Here is an 18,187-nt window from a genome sequence, read left to right on the forward strand (position 1 = left end):
CTCCAGAGGACGGCACTCCCTCACCGTGCTGTCCAGCCGCCGTCCACAGGTAGAGAGACCCCGGTGATGAAGGACCCGCTGGGGCCGCACAGGTAGGCGACCAGCTCGGCCACCTCCTCCGGCTCGATCAGGCGTTTGATCGCCGCGGGCTCCAGCATGATGTCGCTCACGACCTCGTCGGGGGCTATGCCGTGCACCCTGGCCTGGTCCTCGATCTGCGCCTCGACCAGCCCGGTGCGTACGTAGGCGGGGCAGACGCAGGTCGAGGTCACCCCGTGGGGCGCCCCTTCGAGCGCCACGACCTTGGAGAACCCCTCCAGCCCGTGCTTGGCCGTGGTGTAGGCCGACTTGAACGGCGACGCCCGCAGCCCGTGCACCGACGAGATGTTCACGAACCGCCCCCAGCCCCTGGCGTACATGCCGGGCAGCACCTTGCGCGCGATCAGGAACGGCGCCTCGACCATCACCCTGAGCATCGTCCCGAACACCTCGGGCGGGAACTCCTCGATCGGCGCCACGTGCTGGAACCCGGCGTTGTTCACCACGATGTCCACGGGCTCGTCAGGCAGCGCCGCCGTGAAGCCGGGATCGCTCAGGTCGGCCACCACGGCCAGGCCGCCCACCTCGGCGGCCACCTTCGCGGCGGGCTCGGCCCGCATGTCCACGACCAGCACCCTGGCCCCCGCCGCGGCCAGCCGCCGGGCGCAGGCCGCCCCGATGCCGCCTCCCGCCCCCGTCACCAGCGCGGTGCGCCCCGTCAGCTCACCCGAGAGATGCTTCGCCATACTCCGCACCCTAAGCGCTGACCGGGTGACGCAGCATGGGGGCGGGCGACATAGATGGACGACGCGATATGTGGATCTACGGCGTCTGCTATGTTGAGCGCATGATCGCGTATCCGTCCCAGTGGTGGCCCGCCTCCTAGGCGGACCATCCAGCGCATACGCACCCGGCCGCCTCGACGAGGCGGCCGTCACCGTTGAGGTGGGTGTCCCCCCGTCGAGCACCGACGAGAAAGGGCACTCATGACCGGCACCGCCTTCACCTGGCCACGGCTTCTCACCACGCTGCTCGACGGCGCTTCCCTGACCTCCCGCCAGGCCGCCTGGGCGATGAACCAGATCATGACCGACCGCGCCACCGACGCCCAGATCGCGGCGTTCGCCGTCGCGCTGCGCGCCAAGGGCGAGAGCGTGGCCGAGGTGGCCGGGCTGGCCGACGGCATGCTGGCCGGATCGGCGGCGATCCGCGTCTCCGGCAACCCCGTCGACCTCGTCGGCACCGGGGGCGACCGCGCCAACACCGTCAACGTCTCCACCATGGCCGCCGTCGTCGCCGCGGCGGCGGGCGCCAAGGTGGTCAAGCACGGCGGCAGGGCCGCCTCGTCGGCGGCGGGCGCGGCGGACGTGCTCGAAGAGCTCGGCGTGGTCGTCGACCTGCCGCCGGCCGCGGTGGTCAGGGTGGTGGACGAGGTCGGGATCACGTTCTGCTTCGCGCCCGTCTTCAACCCGGCGCTGCGACGCACCTCGGGGCCGCGCCGCCAGCTCGGTGTCCCCACGGTGTTCAACTTCCTCGGCCCGCTGACCAACCCGGCCCTGCCGCCCAGTCAGGCGGTCGGGGTCTTCCAGCCGGCGATGGCCGAGGTCATCGCGGGCGTGCTGGCCGAGCGCGGCGGCTCCTCGCTCGTCTTCAGGGGCGACGACGGGCTCGACGAGCTGACGACCTGCGCTCCCTCGACGGTCTGGGTGGTACGCCGCGGCGTCGTCACCCGCACGACCTTCGACCCGCTCGACCTGTCCATCCCGCGCGCCCGCCTCGACGACCTGCGCGGCGGCGACGCCCGGCACAACGCGGACGTGGCGCGCGCGGTGTTGTCGGGCGAGGCGGGGCCGGTGCGCGACATCGTGCTGCTGAACGCGGCCGCCGCCCTGGTGGCCGCCGACGGCACTCCGCCGGCGGCCGAGCTCACGCCGGCCCTGGGGGCGGCCTGTAAGCGGGCGGCGGACGCCGTCGACTCAGGGGCCGCGCTGTCGCTGCTCACCCGCTGGGCCCAGGCCACCCAGGCCGCCGCCCGCGTCCGGCCCGCCGGCGGCTGACCGTCGAGGAGGCCGCCGCCGTCCGGACGGGCGGTTATCCGGACCCGACCGTCGTGCCGGGCGTGTGCGTTTTCAGGGGTGGGTCATCGACAGGACGTCGAGTGCGGCGTCGAGTTGTTCCTCGGTGAGCCGCCCCTCGGCCACGTGGCCGCGTTCGATGACGACCTCCCTGATCGTCTTGCGCTCCGCCAGGGCCTGCTTGGCGATCTTCGCGGCCTCCTCGTAGCCCACGTACCGGTTCAGCGGGGTGACGATCGACGGCGACGACTCGGCGTACTCGCGCAGGCGCTCGACGTTCGCGGTGATGCCGGAGACGCAGCGGTCGGCGAGCAGGCGTGAGACGTTGGCCAGCAGCCTGATCGACTCCAGGATGCCGCGCGCGATGACGGGCAGCTGCACGTTCAGCTCGAAGACGCCGGAGGCGCCCGCGAACGTGATCGCCGCGTCGTTGCCGATCACCTGGGCCGCGACCATGGTCGTGGCCTCGGGGATCACCGGGTTGACCTTGCCGGGCATGATGGACGAGCCGGGCTGCAGGTCGGGCAGGTTGATCTCGGCGAGCCCGGCCCGCGGCCCCGAGCCCATCCACCGGAGATCGTTGGCGATCTTGGTGAGTGACACCGCGACCACCTTGAGCTGCCCCGACAACTCCACGATGGAGTCCTGCGCGCTCTGGGCCTCGAAGTGGTCCCTGGCCTCGATGAACGGGATGCCGGTCGCCTCGCGCAGCTTGCCGATCGCCTCGTGGGCGAACCCCGGCGGCGTGTTGATCCCCGTGCCCACCGCGGTGCCGCCCAGAGGCAGCTCCAGAACGTGTTCCAGGGCCCCGAGCACGCGGACGACGCCGTGCTCGATCTGCGTCGCGTACCCGCCGAACTCCTGGCCCAGCGTCACGGGCGTCGCGTCCATCAGGTGGGTGCGCCCCGACTTCACCACGCCGCCGAACTCGATCGCCTTCGCCCGCAACGCCTCCGCCAGGTGCCGCAGCGAGGGCACCAGGTGGTAACTCACCTCGGTCGCCGCGGCCACGTGGATGGAGGTCGGGAAGACGTCGTTGGACGACTGCGAGGCGTTCACGTGGTCGTTGGGATGCACCGGCCGGCCCAGCCGCTCCTCGGCCAGCGTCGCGATCACCTCGTTGGCGTTCATGTTGGACGAGGTGCCCGAGCCGGTCTGGAAGACGTCGATCGGGAAGTGGGAGTCGTGCTCGTTCTCCGCCACGTCCGCGGCGGCCTGCGCGATCGCCTCCGCCATGTCCTTGTCGATCACGCCCAGCTCGCCGTTGACCTCGGCGGCCACGGCCTTGATCAGGCCGAGGGCGGCGATGTGGGACGGCTCCAGCGGGCGTCCGGAGATCGGGAAGTTCTCCACCGCCCGCTGGGTCTGCGCACGCCACTTCGCGCCCGCCGGCACGCGTACCTCGCCCATCGAGTCATGTTCGATCCTGAACTCGCTCATGACTTCAGTCTGGCTCACGCCCGCGCGTTCGCCTCGGACGACACCGCCCGGCGCCCGTGGTGGGCTCGGGTCGGCCGGCGTCAACTGGAGAAGAGCGCCACGATGAGGACGGCGATCACCACGGCGGCCGCTGCGGCCACCGCCATGAGCACCAGCATGCCGTTGCGGTTGCCCGCGGGCTTCTGCTCCGGCTGGCCGGCGATGGAGAACAGGTCCGTGCCGAGGCCCTGGCTCTCGTACGGCACCTGTGGGGCGCCGGCCTGCTGGGCCCCCGGGCCCATCGGTGGCTGCTGGCCTGCCTGCTGTTGACCCGGCTGCTGCTGGCCCGGCTGCTGCCGGTCGGCGGGCAGTGGGTAGACCTGCTGGCCGGGGGCTCCGGGAAGCTGCGAGGGGATGCGCGTGGTGGCCATCGAGCCCTCGTCGCGCTGCGGCGGCCTGCCCTGGTCGGAACCCGGGGCGGGGAAGGGGCCCTTCGGACGGGAGATGCTGACCGTGCGCTCGGGGTCGTACCCCTCGCCGCTGCCCGCCCCGCCGCCGGTGCCGCTGCCCGTACCGCCTGTGCCGCCGGTCTGCGGCTGGGCGCCGAAGTGCTGCTGCTGGCCCTGCGGGGGGTAGCCGGAGGAGGTGGAGTGGGGCACGGTCGGCGCGCTCGAAGCACGCATCGGCTGCCCGCCCTGCGCTCCGGGCCGCTGCCCCGGACCACCCTGGTTAGGCCCGCCCTGCCCCGGACCACCCTGGTTCGGGGCTGCCTGACCGGGCCCACCCTGGTGAGGCCCGCTCTGGCCGGGCCCCTGTCCGCCCTGTGCGCCGGGCCCGCCCTGGCCGCCCGTGTCATGGGGTCCGCCCCGGCCCCCGGGTCCACCGGGTCCGCCCGGTCCCCCTGGGGCGCCCGGTCCGCCCGGGGCGTTGGGGCCGCCGGATCCCTGGGGGTTGAACGCGTTGGGGCCGCCGGGACCGCGTCCTCCCGGGCCGCTGGGTCCTTGCGGGCCTCCTGGGCCTCCCGGACCGCCTGCCTGAGGGCCGCCCATCGGTGCGCCGTGGCCGGCCTGCGGGCCGCCACGACCGCCGGGGCCCTGCCCCGGTGCGCCGCCACCGTACGGAGGAGCGCCCTGAGCCGGCCCGCCGGGCCGTCCCTGTCCGGGACCACCCGCGCCCTGCCCGGGACCACCCGCGCCCTGCCCGGGACCGCCTGCGCCCTGCGCCGGCCCCCCGGAACCGGGGCCACCGGCACCAGGGCCGCCGGCACCCGGCCCGCCCGAAACAGACCCGGGGCCCTGGCCAGCACCGGCCGGCCCGTGAGGGCCTCCGGCCTGGGCGGCCGCCGCGCCCTGGACGCCCCGGCCGCCGGGACCCTGGCCTCCTTGGGTGGGGGGTTGCGGGGCGGCGAACGGATCGGGCAAAGCGGCCTCCTGCGCCATAAGAGCCTCGGCCGTGAGCACCGGCATCTCGCTCGTCGGGGTGTCGGCGACCATGCGCAGCAGGGTCTCCGCCTTGGCAGCGTTGAGCCGCTGCCGATAGTCCTTGCTCAGCAGCCCGTTCAGCACCGGCCGCAGTTGCCCCGCCTGCGTGGGCGGGTCGGCGCTCTCGGTGAGCAGCGCCGCCAGCGTCTCCGCGATCGTGGACCGCTCGTAGGCAGGACGTCCCTCGACCGCGAAGTAGAGGGTGGCTCCGAGCGACCAGATGTCGGACTCGGGGCCGGTGTATTCGCCCCTGGCGCGTTCCGGGGCGGTGTAGCCGGGTGATCCGATCACCATGCCGGTTTTCGTCAGCCGCGAGTCGCCCTCGGCCTTGGCGATGCCGAAGTCGGTCAGCACCACCCGGCCGCTCTCGGTGATGAGCACGTTGCCGGGCTTGACGTCACGGTGGGTGATGCCCTGGGCGTGCGCCGCGCGCAGCGCCCCGAGCAGGTCGACGCCGATCTCCGCCACGAGCCGCGGCGGCAGCGGACCCTCCTCCTCGATCACCTGCTCCAGCGAGCGGGCCTCGATCAGCTCCATGATGATCCACGGGCTGTCGTCCTGGATCAGCACGTCGTGGATGGAGGCCACGGACGGGTGGCTGATCCGCGCGGCGATACGCCCCTCGCGGACCATGCGTTCGCGCAGCTCGGCCCGCTGTTCCTCGGTGAGTCCCGGGTCCTGGCGGATTTCCTTGACCGCCACCTCGCGCCCGAGCGCGCGGTCGCGAGCGCGCCACACCGTGCCCATCGTGCCCCGGCCGAGCGGGGAGATGAGCTCGTAGCGCTCCGCGAGCAGGCGTGTCTGCTGTTCCGGCATGAGAAGAAGATATCGATTCTCGCTTGGGAAGTGCTTTACCCTCGCTTGCGAAGTTCTCTGGGCCAGAACCGTCGAGGAAGGCACAACTTTATCACCGTAGCTTTGAATCGAGCATAAGCCGATGGAGTAGGCCGCGGTTCGACGCGCTTCCTGTGGACGCCCTCGCCGGGCTTGCGTTCCTGCCGGGGCGAGGGCACGTTGACGGGCGGTGGCGGGGGAGCGTCGGCCCGGTGCAGCCCGCGGTGCGAGGGCCTGCGCGCGAAGGCGGGCTGGGTGGCGGGCGTGGGCTGGCGCGGGCTCATCGGCTCTTCAGCGGATCCGCCCGCGGCGACCCTGGTCAGCATGAGCGAGGCGCGTACGGAGTCGAGGCGCGTCGCCGGGTCGATGCGCAGCAGCGCGTCGAGCACGGGCGCCAGCGGCCCCGCCTTCGTCATCGGGATCGGCTCGCCGCTGGTGAGCGCCGCGAGCGCGGCGGCGGCCGTACGCCTGCCGTGCAGCCCTCTGCCCTCGACGGCGGTGTAGAGGGTCGCGCCGAGCGACCACAGATCGCCGGCGGGGCTGGCCTTCGAGCCCAGCACGCGCTCTGGAGCGATGTAGCCCGCGGACCCCAGAACGATGCCCGCCTGGGTGATGGAAACGTCACCTTCGAGTGCGGCCAGGCCGAAGTCGGTGAGCACCGCGCGATCCTCGGTCACCAGCACGTTGCTCGGCTTGACGTCGCGGTGCAGGATGCCCTTGGCGTGCACGGCCCGCAGCGCGCCGAGGATCTGCCGGCCGATCTCGGCGGCCCGGCGCGGGTGGAGCGGTCCTTGTTCCTGGATGAGCTGTTCGAGGGACTTCGCCCGGAGCAGCTCCATCACGATCCACGGCCGGTCGTCCTCGGTGACCACGTCGAACACGGTGATGACCGAGGGGTGCGTGACCATGGCGGTGGCCCGGCCCTCGCGCTCGGTGCGCGCGCACAACTCAGCGCGCAGCTCCTCGTCGAGAACGGTCGGCAGCCGCACTTCCTTGACCGCCACGTCCCGGTCAAGCAACTCGTCATGTGCCCGCCAAACGGTGCCCATGCCGCCCCGACCGACCGGCTCCATGAGCCGATAGCGCGCGGCGAGTAGGTAACCGGAGGGCGCACGCATGCCAGGCAGCTTACCTATTTGTGTAAACCGACCAGTAGAGGCGGGGCCGATAATTTGTTGCGAACTTAAGTCAACCCGCCTGACTCGTCACGTCAGCAAACCTCCAGGCCACATCATCCCAGTTGATGAGGCCCCACAGTTTCTCGACGTAGTCCGGACGCACGTTGCGATACTGAAGGTAGTACGCGTGCTCCCACGCGTCGAACACGAGCAGCGGCGTGGTGTTCATCCCGACATTGCCGTGGTGGTCGTAGACCTGCTCCACGACCAGTCTGCGGCCGAGCGGCTCCCAGGCCAGCACGCCCCAGCCGGAGCCCTGCACCGACGCGGTCGCGGTGGTGAGCTGCCGCTGGAACGCCTCGAACGTGCCGAAGTGCTCCACGATGGCGTCCGCGAGCGGGCCGTCGGGGCGGTCGCCGCCGTCCGGTGACAGGTTCTCCCAGAAGATCGAGTGCAGCACGTGGCCGGACAGGTTGAACGCGAACGTCTTCTCCAGCCCGACCAGGCCCCCGAACTCGCCCTTGTCGCGCGCCTCCGCGAGGCGTTCGAGCGTGTCGTTGGCGCCCTTCACGTACGCGGCGTGGTGCTTGGCGTGGTGCAACTCCAGGATCTCGCCGGTGATGGCCGGTTCGAGAGCGGAGTAGTCGTAAGGCATGTCGGGAAGGGTGTAGTCCCCCATGGGTCCTCCTTGTGGATCTGCGAAGTCGATCTATGAAAGGACACTATTGCAAGTCATTCGCAACTGCATCGGACTTGCGACCTAGGTCCTCCCGCGGCGGGCCGGCAAGGGCCGGATCGGCCCCGCCGCTCGGGCGGCTCGGCCCCGCCCGCCGGCGCGTTTTCCCGCCCGGCCCTCTCGGAGCGTTTCCGCAGCTCATCGGGCAGGTGTGTCGTCCGGCACAACGACTCGCCGAAATCTTGTGCATGATGCCTGGTAGAGGACTTTCAGGCGTACGGCAGGCTGGCTTACAGGAAACACCCGGCTCCGTCAGTGACTTGTAAGGGCGCCGTAAGAGGCGGGGGGCATGGTTGAGCCTAGAAAGAAGGCGAGCTCCCACAGACGGCCGGAATCTGTCGGTCCCGAACGTCAGACTGAGGGCATACGCCGAGGTCCGCTCCGAGGTCCACTACCGAGTCAACGACCGATGAAGGACGTGATGAAGATGCGCCAGATCCAGGTTCGCCGGCGGCCGAAGAAGTCGACCAGAGCCGCTCTGGACCTTCGCACTCCGTCAGGGCGCCAGCTGCCCTTTTGAAAACCCGCATTCAGGAGCGCAATCTGAGAGGTGCGCGATGTGCAGTCACTACCCCGCTTGCCCGAGTGCCGACTCCCTCGACCGTGAGCGGTCGCACGTCATCTCGGCCCACCCCGATCAGGGCTGGAGCCTTCTCTGCAACGGCGTCGTGCTGTTCGACGACACCGGCCTGCTGCTGCCCGACGGCTCCGTCGTGGCGCCGCACCGGGCTCCGGTGGCCGCGTGAGCATCTCCTGGGTCACCAGGCCGGAGGAGCGGCGCGACCTCCCGGCGATCCGCGAGGTCCTGCTCGCGGCGTTCCCGACCGCGCTCGAAGCCGACCTGGTCGACGCGCTCCGTAAAGACCCCTCCTGGCTGCCTGGCCTGTCGATCGTGGCCGAGCACGACGGGCGCGTGGCAGGCCACGTGCTGCTCACCCGCTGCCACGTCGCCGGGGCGCCCGCCCTGGCCCTCGCGCCCTGCGCCGTGTCGCCCGCCTTCCAGCGGCAGGGCGCCGGCTCCGCCGCGATCACCGCGAGCCTCGCCGCGGCCCGCGACGCCGGTGAGTCCCTGGTGCTCGTCCTCGGGCACCCCGCTTACTACCCCCGCTTCGGCTTCGTCCGCGCCTCCGCGTACGGCATCAGGGCGCCCTTCGACGTGCCCGACGAGGCCATGATGGCGCTCGTGCTCGACGACCGGCGACCGGTGCCCACCGGCACGATCGCCTACCCGCCACCCTTCGCCCTCTGACCCACCCGGCCCCTGCCGGGCCTCAGCCTGGCCACTCGGCCACCGCCCGGCCACCGCCCGGCCGCCCGGCCACCGCCGGATCGCCGGCCGGCCGGTCAGTCTCTGACCGGGTCAACCGGCTTCGACCCGCCCGGCCCTTGACCCGCCCGGCCCTCAAAACGCCGGCGCGATGATCAGCGGCGGCCGATCGACAGCACCGGACCGGTCTTGTCGGTGAAGAAGTCTTCGCCCTTGTCGTCGACGACGATGAACGCGGGGAAGTCCTCGACCTCGATCTTCCACACCGCCTCCATCCCCAGCTCCGGATATTCGAGCACCTCGACCTTCTTGATGCAGTCCTGTGCCAGCCGAGCCGCGGGCCCGCCGATGGAGCCGAGGTAGAAGCCGCCGTGCTCCTGGCACGCCTCGGTGACCTGCTTGGAGCGGTTGCCCTTGGCCAGCATCACCATCGAGCCGCCGGCCGCCTGGAAGCGCCCCACGTAGGAGTCCATGCGCCCGGCCGTCGTCGGGCCGAAGGAGCCGGAGGCGTAGCCCTCGGGGGTCTTGGCGGGGCCGGCGTAGTAGACGGCGTGGTCCTTGAGGTATTGCGGCATCTCGCCGCCGTTGTCGAGGAGCTCGGCGATCTTGGCGTGTGCGATGTCACGGGCGACGACGAGGGGGCCGGTGAGCGAGAGGCGCGTCTTGACCGGATATTTCGTGAGCTGGGCGAGGATTTCCGGCATGGGGCGGTTGAGGTCCACCTGGACGACGTCGTCGGAGAGGTGCTCGTCGGTCGTCTCCGGCAGGTAGCGGGCCGGGTCGGTCTCCAGCTTCTCCAGGAAGACGCCCTCCGGCGTGATCTTGGCCAGCGCCTGGCGGTCGGCCGAGCAGGAGACGGCGATGGCGACCGGGCAGGAGGCGCCGTGGCGGGGCAGGCGGATGACGCGGACGTCGTGGCAGAAGTATTTGCCGCCGAACTGCGCGCCGATGCCCAGCTTCTGGGTCAGCTCGAAGACCTTGGCCTCCATCTCCAGGTCCCTGAACCCGTGCCCGGACGCGGAGCCCTCGGTGGGGATGGAGTCGAGGTAGCGGGCGCTGGCGTATTTCGCGGTCTTGAGCGCGTATTCGGCGGAGGTGCCCCCGACGACGATGGCCAGGTGGTACGGCGGGCAGGCCGCCGTGCCCAGCGAGCGGATCTTCTCCTCCAGGAAGGCCAGCATGCGCTTCTCGTTGAGCACGGCCTTGGTCTCCTGGTACAGGAACGACTTGTTGGCCGAGCCGCCGCCCTTGGCCATGAACAGCAGCTTGTACTCGTCGGGGTGCCCGTGGGGGTCCTCGGCGTAGAGCTCGACCTGGGCGGGCAGGTTGCTGCCGGTGTTCTTCTCCTCCCACATGGTGAGCGGAGCCATCTGCGAGTAACGCAGGTTGAGCTTGGTGTAGGCGTCGTACACGCCGCGCGAGACGTGCTCGGCGTCGAGGCCGTCGGTCAGCACGTGGCGGCCGCGCTTGCCCATGACGATGGCGGTGCCGGTGTCCTGGCACATGGGCAGCACGCCGCCGGCCGAGATGGAGGCGTTCTTCAGCAGGTCGAGGGCGACGAAACGGTCGTTGCCGCTGGACTCGGGGTCGTCGACGATCTTCCTGAGCTGGGCGAGGTGCGAGGAACGCAGGAAGTGGGAGATGTCGTGGATGGCCGTCTCGGTGAGCAGCCGCAACGCCTCAGGATCGACTTCGAGGAACGTACGCCCCGCCGCTTCGACCTTCCGCACCCCCTCCGACGTGATCAACCGGTATTCGGTCTCGTCGGCTCCCAGTGGAAGCAGGTCGGTGTAGTCGAACTCGCCCATGTCCATCCTTTCGGTCCTCCAAGAGATTACGCTCCCTTGGCCTGACCATCGGACCGGCACAGGCTTTGCACGCTCTTGGCTGAAAGGCTCAGGCTTCCGAGGGCCGTACGGCAGCCTCGGCGCCCGAGCGCGCGGAGCCCAGCCCGAGCAGGATGCCGGCGACGACCAGCCCGGCGCCCAGCAGATCGTACGCCGACGGCATCGCGACCCCCAGCACCGCGCCCGTGACGATGGCGCCCACCGGGATGAGCCCCGCGAACAGCCCCGCCCGCCCCGGCCCCAGCTTGGGCAGTGAGCTGTACCAGAGGAAGAAGGCGATCACGGTGACCACGACCGCCAGGTAGGCGAACCCGAGCGCCTCGGCCGGCGTGGGCACCCTGACCAGGTCCGTACCGGCGTCGATCAGCCCCACCACGACCAGCATGGGCACGGCCAGCGCGGTCGAGTAGGCCGACACCCTGATCGCGCCCAGCTTGGGCAGCAGCGGGATGGCCAGCAGCGAGAAGCAGATCTCGCCGACGAGCGCGCCGAGCGCCCACAGCAGGCTGGCGGTGTCGCCGCTGCCGAGCCCGGTGGCCAGGGTGGCTCCGGCCACGACCACGGCGGCGCCGGCCAGCAGCCGGGGGGCGGGCCGGCCGCCGGCCAGCGCGAGCGCCAGCGGCACGGTGCCGAGCACGGTGCCGACCAGGGCGGGCCCCGAGGCGCGGGTGGACTCGACTACGCACACGTTGAAGATCACCAGGCCGAAGAGCGTCAGCCCGCCCAGGCACAGGAGCTCGCGCGCCGTCATGCGGACGAACCGCAGGCCGAGCGCTCGCGTTATGAGGAGCAGGATGACCGAACCGACGAGATACCGAACGGCCTGGCCGCCGTATATCGGGTACGCCTCGACGAGTTTCGAGACGCCGGCCAGCGTGCCGACGAGGAACATGGCCGAGGCGGCGCCGATGATGCCGTTTCTCATGCGAAGGATGCTAGGGAGACAATGGTTCGTTCAAACAGTCCAATGTCCCGCCGAGAGACAGGACCAATATGGCTGACCTCCATATCCAGATAAGGCGGGGCAAGGGGGCCATCGCCGGGCAGATCGCGGCTGAGCTGCGCGACTCCATCCGGGGCGGGCGGCTCACTCCCGGCACTCGCCTGCCCGCCACCCGCGATCTCGCCTCCGACCTCCAGGTCTCCAGGGGCGTGGTGGTGGAGGCGTACGAGCAGCTGGTCGCCGAGGGCTTCCTGATCTCCAGGGTGGGCGTCGGCACCCAGGTCACCCCCAAGAACGCGCGTGGCGTGCCCAAGCCGCGCGACACCGCGCGGCCCCGGCCCGACCAGCGGCCCAGCCAGCGGGCCAATCAGCAGGCCGGCCGGCCTGGCAGGACCCCCGCCAGGGGCACCTCGTACTACGGTCATCGCCCCACCTCCCCGGACCTCAGCCACTTCCCCCGTGAACGCTGGCTGGCGGCCGTCAGGCATGTCCTGACCACCGTACCCTCGGACGCGCTCGATTACGGGGACCCTGGCGGCGTGCCTGAGCTGCGCGAAGAGCTCGCCGGCTACCTCCGGCGGGTCAGGGCCGCCGACGTGCGCCCGGAGAACCTCGTCATCGTGGGCGGCGTGGCGCAGGGCCTGAGCCTGGTCCTGCACGTGCTGACCCAGCAGCGGCCGATCCGGCTGGCCGTGGAGGACCCGACCAGCCACCGGCAGGTGCCGCTGCTGCGGCGGGCGGGCGCGCGGCTGGTGCCGGTGCCGGTGGACGAGCAGGGCCTCGACGTGCGGCGGCTGAGCGGGGACGCCGTGCTGGTGACGCCGGCGCACCAGTACCCGACGGGTGTGGTGCTGTCGCCGCCACGCCGGGCCGCGCTGATGGAGTGGGCGTACGCGGGCGACCGGGCGATCCTGGAGGACGACTACGACGCCGAGTTCCGCTTCGACCGCGACCCCGTCGGCTGCCTCCAGGGGCTGGCGCCCGGCCGGGTGATCCTGTCGGGCAGCGTGAGCAAGGCGCTCGCGCCCGGCCTGCGGCTGGGCTGGGTGGCGGCGCCGCCCGACCTGGCCGAGGCGATCCGGCGGGCGCGGGGCGAGCTGGACCTGGGCTCGCCGGTCATCGAGCAGTACGCGCTGGCCCACTTCCTGCGTACCGGCGGCTACGACAAGCACCTGCGGCGCATGCGCAGGGAGTACCGGCGGCGCAGGGACGCGCTGGTCACGGCTCTGGGCGCGGAGCTGCCCGAGGTGCGGGTGAAGGGGATCGACGCGGGGCTGCACCTCTACCTGGAGCTGCCGGACGGCTGGGGCGAGCCGCGTACGGTGCGGGCCGCGCGCGAGCTGGGCCTGTCGGCCGAGGCGGTGGGGCCGATGCGGGAGGCGGCGGGGCCGCCGGCCATGGTGGTGGGCTTCGCCCGGCTGCCCGTGCACAAGGCGGCCGAGGTGGTACGAGGGTTGAAGGTCAGCATGTCAGGACAAATCTCTGAATAAGGGAGTATTTCGCGAGAAAGCGGGAGGCGTCATGCGGGTGGGACTGCTGGGTCTGGGCCGGATCGGAGCCTTTCACGCCGCGACCCTGGCCGCGCATCCCCTCGTGGACGAGCTGATCGTGGCCGATCCCGTACGCACGTCGCCGTACGGCAGACCGGGGGACCCCTTCGAGACCGACGCCGTCGTCATCGCCACCCCGACCAGCACCCACGCGGACCTCATCCTTGAGGCGTGCGCCAGAGGCGTCCCCGTGTTCTGCGAGAAACCGGTGGCGGGGACGGTCGCCGCGACCGTCGAGGTGCTGCGGGCCTGCGCGGGACACCGCGTGCAGATCGGCTTCCAGCGCAGGTTCGACCCCGGCTACGTCGCGGCGGAGCGCGCGGTGCGCCGCGGCGAGCTGGGCGAGGTGCACCGCGTGCACCTGATCACGGCCGACCCCGCGCCGCCGCCCGCCGAATACCTGCCGACGTCGGGGGGCATCTTCCGCGACTGCCACATTCACGACTTCGACATCCTGCGCTGGGTGACCGGCCGCGAGGTGACCTCCGTCTACGCGCGCGGAGCCAACCGCGGCGCGCCGTTCTTCCGGGAGGCGGGCGACGTGGACAACAGCGCCGCGCTGCTGACGCTCGACGACGGCACGCTCGCCACCTTGCAGGGCTCGCGCTACAACGGCGGCGGGTACGACGTGCGCATGGAGCTGGCGGGCACCAAGCGGACGCAGGCCGTCGGGCTCAGCCCGCGCGCCCCGCTGTACACCACCGAGGACCTGCCCGGCCTGGACAAGCCCTGGCCCGACTTCGTCGCCCGGTTCGAGACCGCCTACCGGGACGAGATCGACTGCTTCCTGACGGGTGACACGAGCCCGTGCACGATCACGGACGCGCTGGAGGCCCTGTACGTGGCCGAGGCCGCCGACCTGTCCCTGCGTGAGGGCCGCCCCGTCGAGGTCGCCGAGGTACGACTCCAGGCGTGACCGGGGCCCGTCAGGTGGTGGCCGTCGTGCGTCTCGGCTCGAAGCCGGGCGCCAGCAGGATGATGACGGCGGCCAGCACCAGCGGCGCGGCGAAGGCCACGCGCATGTTCGCGGCCTCCGCGAGGCCGCCCACGAGCGCCGCGCCGACGATGAAGCCGACGTAGTTGAACAGGTTGACCCGGGCGATGGCGACCCCCGTCCCGGCCGGGTCGAGCCGGCCGGCCGCGGAGAACGACTGCGGCGCCACCACCGCGAGGCCCACCCCGGTCACTCCGAAGGCGACCAGCCCGAGCAGCTGGTTCGGGGCCAGCACGACCCACGCGAAGCCCACTGTCGCGATCACGCCGCCGACCCTGACGATGGCGGCCGGCCCGTACCGCCTGACGGCGAGGTCGCCGCCGAGCCTGACGGCCAGCGTGGTCGCCTGGTAGGCGGCGTAGGCCAGCGGGATCACCCAGGGCTCGGCCGTCAGCACGCCCTGCATGTAGACGGAGCTGAAGTTGGAGACGGCCGCGTCGCCGACGTACAGGAAGGCCATGGCCAGGCAGAGCGGGATGATCGGCCGCCACGGGAAGCCGTCGAAGTGCACCGGCCCTGTCTCGGGCTTCTCTTCGCCCGGCGTGTAGAGGGAGCGGCCGAAGATCAGGGAGCCGGCCACGGCGAGCAGCATCGGCAGCGTCATGATGAGTTCGAGCGGGAGAGTGGCCGCCGCCGACGCCCACAGCGCGCCGGCCATGCTGAGCGCGCTCCACGCGCAGTGGAACCCGTTGAGCACATGGAGGCCGTACCTGCGCTCGACCGCCACGCCCTGCATGTTCATGCCCGCGTCCACCGCGCCCAGCGCCAGCGCGTACACCAGCAGCACGGGCACGAGCAGCGCCACCTGCGGCGCGAACCCCGCCAGCACCACGGCGGCGGCCACCGCCGGCTGCGCGATCCGCAGTAGCAGCCTGCTGCCGAACCGGGCGGCGAACGCCCCGGCCCCCACGCTGCCCACCCCGGCGAACACCGGCACGATGAGCAGCAGCAGTGTGAGCGAGCCCTCGTCGAGGTGGTGCTTGGTCTGCAGATTCGCGATCTGGACGAGCAGCGTGGCGAGGGACAGCCCTTGTACGGCGAACACGGCGTACGTGGCGATGCGGGCCTGGCGATCACGCAAGGACGGCACGGCGGCCTCCTGATGGGGGGAGATCAAACGTGAGGCGCGGTCAGGTTAGCCGCTGCCACAGGCCCTCCGCCAGCACCGGAACGCAACGAGTGATCTCTGGCGGCGGCCCAGACGCCGAGCGCGAGCAGCGCCGCCACCTCACTGACCGCCAGACCCCGCTCCACCAGCCCCAACGGCATGACGCGATACCACGGCACCCCCTCGGCGGCCCCGACGAGCATCATCGTGCCGATGCCCGCCACCCACAGCACCGAGCAGATCCCGAACCCGAACGCCACGAGCGTCGCCCGCGACCGCTCCCGCCGCCAGGGCCCGGCGATGATCACCACCGCCAGCGGCAGGCAGAGGAAGGCGACGAAGCTGCCCACCCGGTGGATGCTGCCGCTCAGGCTGGGCCCGACCGACCAGTCGTGCTTCTCGAACCAGGCCGTCATCAGCAGCCCGGCGCTCCAGCCCATGAGCGCGATCGTGCCGAACACCCCGGCCAGCCTCTTGCGCGCCAGCGACACCCCGATGGCCACGGAACCCACCGCCAGCAGGCCCACGCCGAGGGCGAAGATCCAGCCGTCGGGGCCCAGGCCGTGCTGGCTGATCGTCCGCCTGAACGGGTCCATCTCGTCGAAGCTCGCCAGGTCCAGGCCCAGGATCACGGCTACGCCCGCGCCTGCCGCGCCGAGACCCCATCGCGCTGGTTGATGCACGCGCACACCCCACTTCGACCGGTCCCTTATGTACGGATCAACGGCCGTACCCGAAGGAGGATTCCTAAGAAATCGGTGAGAAAACCCCCGCCGTACGGCGCGCCCATCGCCACGCCGACGTGAACGAGAAACTCACGAGAGAGGATTGCCGGACTACCCGCCGGAATCCATCGACACCTGTCCAATCAGGACGAGCGAACGGCGCGACCGCCAGATATCGTCAGAAGTGTGAACGAACGCGCGGGATCGTGGTTGCCGAAACTTCAGGAAGTCGGCGAGCGGCTGGCCGAGGAGTGGGTGTCCGCCCGCCGGCCGCAGGGAGCGGACGACGTACCCCAGCCGCACGAGCTGCGCGCCTCCGACGCCGACAGGGAGCGCATCGCCCAGGTGCTCCAGGACGCGCACGCCGACGGGCGCCTCACGCTGGACGAGCTGGAGGAACGGCTCGGCGTGCTCTACGCCGCCCGCACACTCGGCGAACTGGCCGAGCTCACGAGGGACCTCCTGCCCGCCGACCAGCAGCCGCTCAACCTGGACGGCCGACCGGTCTCGGCGATCTTCAAGAAGGAGCAGCGCGGCGGGCGCTGGGTGGTGCCGGCGGAGCTCGGGGTGACGGCCATGTTCGGCACCACCAAGCTCGACTTCCGCGACGCGATTCTGCAGAACCGGCGGATCATCATCAACGCCACCCTCGTCTTCGGCGGGCTGGAGATCCACGTGCCAGAAGGGCTAGAAGTGATCAGGGTGACCAAGGACAAGACGGTCCGCCTGACCAAGCAGCCCACCGGGCCCGAGGCGCCGGTGGTGGAGGTGCGCACCACGAACTTCGCGGGCGAGGTCAAGGTCAAGGAACCACCCCGCCGCAAGCGCCGCCGCTAGGGGGCTGGGCGCCCGGCGCCATGAGCCGACCGGTCTGGGCCGGCCCGCGCGGGCTCAACCGGCCGTGTCGAAGTTGATCGCGCTGTACGCGCGCAGCTTCCACAGCTGGTGCTCGCTCTCGATCTTGCGGATCGTGCCCGACCGGCCGCGCATCACCAGCGACTCGGTCACCGCCGAGCCGGACCGGAACCGTACACCCTGCATGAGCTCGCCGTGCGTGATGCCGGTGGCCGCGAAGAACACGTCGTCGGACTTGACCAGGTCGTTCGTGGTGAGCACCTGGCTCAGGTCGTGACCGGCGTCCACCGCCCGGCTCCGCTCGGCGTCGTCGCGCGGCCACAGCTTGCCCTGGATCACGCCGCCCAGGCACTTGAGCGCGCACGCCGCCACGATGCCCTCGGGCGTGCCGCCGATGCCGAGCATCAGGTCGATGCCGGTGCCCGCGCGGGCCGCCATGATCGCGCCGGCCACGTCGCCGTCGGTGATGAACTTGATCCGCGCGCCCGTCTCCCTGATCTCCTTGACCATCCGCTCGTGCCGGGGCCGGTCGAGCACGACCACGGTCACGTCGGAGGGCGAGCAGTGCTTGGCCCTGGCGACCGCCTCGATGTTGACGGACACCGGCGCCTCGATGTCGACCACGTCGGCCGCCTCGGGACCGGTGACCAGCTTCTCCATGTAGAAGACCGCGGACGGGTCGTACATGGAGCCGCGCTCGCTCACCGCGATGACCGACACCGCGTCCGGCATGCCCAGCGCGGTCAGCCTGGTGCCGTCGATGGGGTCGACCGCCACGTCGCAGTCGGGGCCGCTGCCGTCGCCCACGTGCTCGCCGTTGAACAACATCGGGGCGTGATCCTTCTCGCCCTCGCCGATGACGACCACGCCGTTCATGGAGACCGTGCTGATCAACTGGCGCATCGCGTTGACCGCGGCGCCGTCCGCGCCGTTCTTGTCGCCCCGGCCGACCCACCGGGCCGCCGCCATCGCCGCCGCCTCCGTGACGCGGACGAGCTCAAGCGCCAGGTTGCGGTCGGGCGCGCGCTCGCTGGTGGCGAGCGCCGCGGGCACGGAAGTCTGATCGGACATGTCGGTGGCCTTCCTCGTCGGACGTCTACCTCGATCGTAGTTGCCGGTCTCTTCCCGGTCAGAGGGGGATAATCTGGCTCCGGAGAACGGATTTTGCGCCATACGCTGTGCGCGGCATGGATCTT

Annotated in this window: 16 protein-coding genes; 6 read left to right on the top strand and 10 right to left on the bottom strand. The window is 71.3% G+C overall.

The features are described 5' to 3' along the window. Positions 1 to 20: 20 nt before the first annotated feature. Positions 21 to 785 (bottom strand): 3-hydroxybutyrate dehydrogenase, encoded by a 765-nt coding sequence (locus AB0C28_RS35695; RefSeq protein ID WP_357854983.1) that lies wholly within the window; start codon positions 783 to 785, stop codon positions 21 to 23. A 240-nt stretch (positions 786 to 1,025) separates the two neighbouring features. On the opposite strand from AB0C28_RS35695, the gene trpD reads away from it, so the two are divergent. Then, positions 1,026 to 2,096 (top strand): anthranilate phosphoribosyltransferase, encoded by a 1,071-nt coding sequence (gene trpD / locus AB0C28_RS35700; protein ID WP_357854980.1) that lies wholly within the window; start codon positions 1,026 to 1,028, stop codon positions 2,094 to 2,096. A 72-nt stretch (positions 2,097 to 2,168) separates the two neighbouring features. Here trpD and AB0C28_RS35705 read toward each other — a convergent pair whose 3' ends face one another. The 4 genes from AB0C28_RS35705 to AB0C28_RS35720 all read right to left on the bottom strand — a co-directional run bounded on the left by AB0C28_RS35705 (position 2,169) and on the right by AB0C28_RS35720 (position 7,645). Then, on the bottom strand, positions 2,169 to 3,554 hold the full coding sequence (locus AB0C28_RS35705; protein WP_357854977.1) for a class II fumarate hydratase: 1,386 nt from the start codon (positions 3,552 to 3,554) through the stop codon (positions 2,169 to 2,171). Positions 3,555 to 3,634: 80 nt separating this feature from the next. Then, positions 3,635 to 5,830: a serine/threonine-protein kinase gene (locus tag AB0C28_RS35710; protein WP_358080111.1), complete on the bottom strand. Its 2,196-nt coding sequence runs from the start codon at positions 5,828 to 5,830 to the stop codon at positions 3,635 to 3,637. Positions 5,831 to 5,865: 35 nt separating this feature from the next. Next, complete coding sequence (locus AB0C28_RS35715) at positions 5,866 to 6,966, bottom strand: serine/threonine-protein kinase (RefSeq protein ID WP_357854971.1); 1,101 nt, start codon at positions 6,964 to 6,966, stop codon at positions 5,866 to 5,868. 70 nt (positions 6,967 to 7,036) lie between these two features. Further along, complete coding sequence (locus AB0C28_RS35720; RefSeq protein ID WP_357854968.1) at positions 7,037 to 7,645, bottom strand: superoxide dismutase; 609 nt, start codon at positions 7,643 to 7,645, stop codon at positions 7,037 to 7,039. A gap of 614 nt (positions 7,646 to 8,259) precedes the next feature. Between AB0C28_RS35720 and AB0C28_RS35725 the strand changes: the two genes are divergently transcribed. Both AB0C28_RS35725 and AB0C28_RS35730 read left to right on the top strand, forming a co-directional pair. Beyond that, positions 8,260 to 8,448 carry a DUF5999 family protein gene (locus tag AB0C28_RS35725; RefSeq protein WP_253757104.1) on the top strand — a complete coding sequence of 63 codons (189 nt, stop codon included), beginning with the start codon at positions 8,260 to 8,262 and terminating at the stop codon, positions 8,446 to 8,448. Next, positions 8,445 to 8,951: an N-acetyltransferase gene (locus AB0C28_RS35730; protein WP_358080112.1), complete on the top strand. Its 507-nt coding sequence runs from the start codon at positions 8,445 to 8,447 to the stop codon at positions 8,949 to 8,951. The genes AB0C28_RS35725 and AB0C28_RS35730 overlap by 4 nt, the downstream gene beginning before the upstream one ends. 173 nt (positions 8,952 to 9,124) lie before the next feature. On the opposite strand, the gene AB0C28_RS35735 is transcribed toward AB0C28_RS35730, so the two are convergent. Next, positions 9,125 to 10,777 (bottom strand): fumarate hydratase, encoded by a 1,653-nt coding sequence (locus AB0C28_RS35735; RefSeq protein WP_358080113.1) that lies wholly within the window; start codon positions 10,775 to 10,777, stop codon positions 9,125 to 9,127. 88 nt (positions 10,778 to 10,865) lie between these two features. Then, the gene (locus AB0C28_RS35740) at positions 10,866 to 11,741 is read right to left on the bottom strand and encodes a DMT family transporter (RefSeq protein ID WP_357854958.1); all 876 of its coding nucleotides are present in this window, start codon (positions 11,739 to 11,741) and stop codon (positions 10,866 to 10,868) included. A 68-nt stretch (positions 11,742 to 11,809) separates the two neighbouring features. Here AB0C28_RS35740 and AB0C28_RS35745 point away from each other — a divergent pair, with 68 nt between their 5' ends. Then, complete coding sequence (locus tag AB0C28_RS35745; protein WP_358080114.1) at positions 11,810 to 13,249, top strand: PLP-dependent aminotransferase family protein; 1,440 nt, start codon at positions 11,810 to 11,812, stop codon at positions 13,247 to 13,249. Between the two features lie 31 nt (positions 13,250 to 13,280). Beyond that, positions 13,281 to 14,225, top strand: a complete 945-nt coding sequence (locus tag AB0C28_RS35750) for a Gfo/Idh/MocA family oxidoreductase (RefSeq protein WP_358080115.1) — start codon at positions 13,281 to 13,283, stop codon at positions 14,223 to 14,225. A 10-nt stretch (positions 14,226 to 14,235) separates the two neighbouring features. On the opposite strand, the gene AB0C28_RS35755 is transcribed toward AB0C28_RS35750, so the two are convergent. Together AB0C28_RS35755 and AB0C28_RS35760 are read right to left on the bottom strand one after the other, a co-directional pair. Then, positions 14,236 to 15,393: an MFS transporter gene (locus AB0C28_RS35755; RefSeq protein WP_357854949.1), complete on the bottom strand. Its 1,158-nt coding sequence runs from the start codon at positions 15,391 to 15,393 to the stop codon at positions 14,236 to 14,238. Positions 15,394 to 15,416: 23 nt separating this feature from the next. Then, positions 15,417 to 16,094, bottom strand: a complete 678-nt coding sequence (locus AB0C28_RS35760) for a DUF998 domain-containing protein (RefSeq protein WP_358080116.1) — start codon at positions 16,092 to 16,094, stop codon at positions 15,417 to 15,419. 228 nt (positions 16,095 to 16,322) lie between these two features. On the opposite strand from AB0C28_RS35760, the gene AB0C28_RS35765 reads away from it, so the two are divergent. After that, positions 16,323 to 16,973, top strand: coding sequence for a DUF1707 domain-containing protein (locus AB0C28_RS35765; RefSeq protein WP_357854943.1), 651 nt, complete (start codon positions 16,323 to 16,325; stop codon positions 16,971 to 16,973). A gap of 54 nt (positions 16,974 to 17,027) precedes the next feature. On the opposite strand, the gene glpX is transcribed toward AB0C28_RS35765, so the two are convergent. Further along, the gene (glpX, locus tag AB0C28_RS35770) at positions 17,028 to 18,062 is read right to left on the bottom strand and encodes a class II fructose-bisphosphatase (RefSeq protein ID WP_357854940.1); all 1,035 of its coding nucleotides are present in this window, start codon (positions 18,060 to 18,062) and stop codon (positions 17,028 to 17,030) included. Positions 18,063 to 18,187: the final 125 nt, after the last annotated feature.

Origin of the sequence: Nonomuraea sp. NPDC048892, assembly GCF_040649735.1 — a bacterium.
Taxonomy (GTDB): Bacteria; Actinomycetota; Actinomycetes; order Streptosporangiales; family Streptosporangiaceae; genus Nonomuraea; species Nonomuraea maheshkhaliensis.